This window comes from Aquabacterium sp. UBA2148 (assembly GCF_002328915.1).
Taxonomy (GTDB): Bacteria; Pseudomonadota; Gammaproteobacteria; order Burkholderiales; family Burkholderiaceae_C; genus Aquabacterium; species Aquabacterium parvum.
The window spans coordinates 488-4,185 of the sequence record NZ_DCXA01000267.1 but is presented as its reverse complement, the minus strand read 5'-3'; the positions used below and the strand labels follow the sequence as shown (position 1 = coordinate 4,185).

Here is a 3,698-nt window from a genome sequence, read left to right as displayed (position 1 = left end):
AACTCGGTGCGCATCCCCGCCGGTGGTGGCCGCTGCGAGTCGCGCAACGCCGATGGTGCGGTCAACCCCTACCTGGCCGCAGCGCTGGCCCTGGCCGCGGGGCTCGAGGGCATCCGCGAGGGCCTGAACCCGGGCCTGCCCAACGAGGACAACCTGTACGAGCTGAGCGACGCGCAGCGCCAAGAGCGCGGCATCGACTTCCTGCCGCAGACGCTGCAGGAGGCGGTGCAGGCCTTCGCGGCAGACCCGCTGGTCGAGCGCACGCTGGGCAAGGAGCTGCGCGACGAGTTCATCACCTACAAGACGCAGGAGTGGGAGGCTTATCACCTGTCGGTCAGCCAGTGGGAGGTCGAGCGCTACAGCCACATGTTCTGATGTCGGCCTGGCCTCGGGCAAGCGATGCCCTGGGCCGCAAGACACCTGTCGCAGGCGACCTCAGCGCCACACACATCAGATCAAACCGGGACCTCACCATGCCAAGCAACCTGCCATCCAACGTGGCCCTGGCCGCCGACCAGCGCAACAGCCCCGTGGCGCGCATCAGCGTGTCCATGCCTGAAGACCTGCTGGCCGAGCTCGACGGCATGGTGTCGGCCCGGGGCTTCGAGAGCCGCTCGCAGGCCATCTCGGAGATGATCAACCTGCAGCTGCTGGAGCACAAACGCCAGCTGGGTGATGAGGTGATGGTGGGCACCATCACCTTGCTCTACGACCGCTCGGTGCGCGGCCTGCAAAAGGAGCTGGCCGACCTGCAGTGCGACCACATCGACGAGGTCATCAGCTCCTTGCACGTGCACCTGATGGGGCAGCAGATGATGGAGGTGATCCTGGTGCAAGGACCTGCCGCTCGGCTGCAGGCCATCGCCAACCGCATGACCGCGCTGCGGGGCGTGGTCACCGGACGGCTGCAGCTCATGGCCGCCACCATGCCGCCATTGCACCCGCCTCATCCCATGTCAATGGGAAAGGGCTGACAGCCTGTTGTCCTGAGCGGATCGTTGCAGACCGTTGCCCACGGGAAAGGCCCTGCGCACTCAAGGGTTGGGGTCCATCGGCCAGAGAAAGCGCGTGCCGTTTGGCCGACCCGGCAGCGCCAGGGTCGTCTGCACGGGTTCGCTGTGGGCCAGCAGCTGCCCGCGCCGGTACACCCGCAGGCGGTGGGCGCGCAGTCGCAAGGCCTCGATGGGGTCGCGCGCCTGCAGCAACACGAAGCTGGCTTCGCAGCCCACCTGCAGGCCGAAGTGGTCGAGCCCCAGGATGCGTGCAGGCGTGCTGGTGACGGCCTCGAAGCACTGGCGCATGGCAGCCTGGCCCGTCATCTGGGCCACGTGCAGCCCCATGTGGGCGACCTCGAGCATGTCGCCCGAGCCCAGGCTGTACCAGGGGTCCATCACGCAGTCGTGCCCGAAAGCAACCGGCACACCGGCAGTCAGCAGCTCGGGCACGCGGGTCATGCCGCGGCGCTTGGGGTAGGTGTCGTGGCGGCCTTGCAGGGTGATGTTGATCAGCGGGTTGGCGACCACGTTGACGCCAGCTTTGGCCATCAGCGGGATGAGTTTGCTGACGTGGTAGTTGTCCATGCCGTGCATGGAAGTCAGGTGCGAGCCGGTGACCCGGCCGTGCAGGCCCAGGCGCTGGGTTTCGGCGGTGAGGGTGTCGATGTGGCGCGACATCGGGTCGTCGGACTCGTCGCAGTGCATGTCCACGCGCTTGCCTTGCTCGGCCGCGAGCTCGCAGAGCATGCGCACGCTGGCGGCGCCGTCGGCTTGTGTGCGTTCGAAGTGTGGGATGCCGCCCACCACGTCCACGCCACGGCGCAAGGCCTCTTGCAGCAATTGCCAGGCGCCCGGTGAGCGCAACACGCCGTCCTGCGGGAAGGCCACCAGCTGCAGGTCGATCCATGGGGCGACGCGTCGCTTGACTTCGAGCAGCGCGTCCACGGCCAGCAGGCGCGGGTCGCAGGTGTCGACGTGGGTGCGGATGGCCAGCAGGCCACGGGCCACCGCCCAGTCGCAGTAGGCGAGGGCGCGTGCCATCACCGCTTCCTGCGTGAGCTCGGGCTTGAGTTCGCCCCACAGGGCGATGCCTTCGAGCAAGGTGCCACTCTGGTTGACGCGTGGCAGGCCGTGGCTGAGCGTGGCGTCCATGTGGAAGTGGGCGTCCACGAAAGGCTGGCTCAGCAGCATGCCGCCGGCGTCTACCACCTCGCGGGCAGGGGCCTGCTGGTTGGTCAGGCCTTCGGTGAGTGCCACGATGAGGCCGTTTTGCACGGCCACGCCCACGTCGGTGCGCCCATCGGGCAGGTTCGCGTGCTGGATCAGGAGGTCGAGCATGGCCTGTTTCGTGGTGGCGCCCGAGGGCGGTTTCAGGGGGTGCGGTTGGCCAGGTAGGCGCGCCAGCCGCCAAAGTGCGTGATGTCGGTGGCGCCTTCGGTGCCGATGCCTTCGCAGATGAAGCCAGGCACCACGCGACCGTCTGCCACCTCTACCTTGCCGATGCCCAGCGGCGCGGGGATGCCGGCCACGAAGCTGCCGAAGTGCTCGGCAGGCACTTCCCACACCTCCAGCGGGATGGCCTGACCACCTTCAGGCACGCGGACCATGCCGGGCCGGGCGACCGGGCCTCCGGGCAGGGCGAAGAGCTTGTAGCGAGGTGCAGAGTCGATGGCGCAGAGCAGGCGCGCGCCGCGAGAGGTGAGCTGGGGGTTGAGCGGCAGGCCGCTGAGGTGAGCGCCGCACACGGCCACAGGGATGGTGCCGCTGCGCGCGGGGTTGTCGGCCAACAAGCCGACGGGCTCACCCAGCTTGTCCACGTCGGCCAGTGACATGGTGGTGGCGCCCAGTGCGTAGCCGCTGACCTCCACCGAGAGGCAGCGCTGGAATCGGTCGGCCAGGCGCAGCAGTGTGATGTCCTTGTGCGCGGGGGCCGCCAGGGTCACGCCCCAAGGCAGGCCGGCGGCATCGCCATCGGAGAGGAAGCCTGCGGGCACGGCCACGGCGGCGTAGTCCAGCAGGTTCATGTGGTTGGTGTAGTGGCCCAGGTGGCTGTTCAGGCGGATCGGGTCGGCCTGCATCTCGGCGATGCGGTAGATGGTGCCGGCCGTGGGGGTGAGCAGGCAGTCCACGGTTTGCCAGACCTGGTCGCACACGCGCTTGAGGGCCTTGAGCTGGTGCTGGGCCGAGAACAACTCGGCGGCGGTTTTGGATCGGCCTGCTTCGATGATGCTGCGCACGGGTGGGAACACGGCCTCGGGCTGTTCATCGATGAAATCGCGGATGGCCTGGTAGCGCTCGGCCACCCACGGGCCCTCGTAGAGCAGGCGCGCGGTTTCGAGGAAGGGTGAGAAATCGATTTCGACGGGGGTGCCGCCGAGCGAGATGGCGCGCTGCACCGCCGCTTCAAACAGTTGTTGGGCGGCGTCGTTGCCGAAGAAGGCGAGGTCCTGTGCGCGCGGCACGCCGAAGCGGAACGGCCCGCCCGAGAAGTCCACGCCATGTGGCGCCGCGGCACGACTGAACGCGTCCTTGTTGTCGAAGCCGGCTGCCACCTGCAGCACGTCGTGTGCGTCACCCGCGTGCAGCGCGAAGATGTTGACCGTGTCGAGCGAGCGGCAGGCAGGCACCACGCCGGTGGTCGACAGCAGGCCACACGTGGGCTTCAGACCGATCAGGTTGTTGAACGCGGCGGGCACGCGACCC

The 3,698-nt window shown here is 68.3% G+C and carries 3 protein-coding genes and 1 pseudogene; 2 read left to right on the top strand and 2 right to left on the bottom strand.

Annotated features, from left to right (window positions below):
• Window positions 1–375: pseudogene (locus B2W70_RS14835) on the top strand (type III glutamate--ammonia ligase); the annotation flags it as partial.
• Between the two features lie 98 nt (window positions 376–473).
• Complete coding sequence (nikR, locus tag B2W70_RS14830) at window positions 474–974, top strand: nickel-responsive transcriptional regulator NikR (RefSeq protein WP_286746816.1); 501 nt, start codon at window positions 474–476, stop codon at window positions 972–974.
• Between the two features lie 60 nt (window positions 975–1,034).
• On the opposite strand, the gene B2W70_RS14825 is transcribed toward nikR, so the two are convergent.
• The gene (locus B2W70_RS14825; protein WP_286746815.1) at window positions 1,035–2,333 is read right to left on the bottom strand and encodes an amidohydrolase family protein; all 1,299 of its coding nucleotides are present in this window, start codon (window positions 2,331–2,333) and stop codon (window positions 1,035–1,037) included.
• A 32-nt stretch (window positions 2,334–2,365) separates the two neighbouring features.
• The coding region (atzF, locus tag B2W70_RS14820) for an allophanate hydrolase (protein WP_286746813.1) at window positions 2,366–3,698 on the bottom strand (1,333 nt) is incomplete at its 5' end.